1 rRNA gene is annotated in these 201 nt (G+C 51.7%); it reads right to left on the bottom strand.

Features of this window, described 5'->3' with window-relative positions:
* A 23S ribosomal RNA gene (locus ACLJR2_RS23915) occupies positions 1 to 201 on the bottom strand; the annotation flags it as partial.

The raw sequence follows: 201 nt of genomic DNA, 5'->3' as shown, positions 1-201 counted from the left end.
TAAGCCTCACGGTTCATTAGTACCGGTTAGCTCAACGCATCGCTGCGCTTACACACCCGGCCTATCAACGTCGTCGTCTTCAACGTTCCTTCAGGAGACCTAAAGTCTCAGGGAGAACTCATCTCGGGGCAAGTTTCGTGCTTAGATGCTTTCAGCACTTATCTCTTCCGCATTTAGCTACCGGGCAGTGCCATTGGCATG

The organism is Salmonella sp. SAL03688, from assembly GCF_046551895.1.
Lineage (GTDB): Bacteria > Pseudomonadota > Gammaproteobacteria > Enterobacterales > Enterobacteriaceae > Salmonella > Salmonella enterica.
This window is presented reverse-complemented; position numbering and strand designations above follow the sequence as displayed.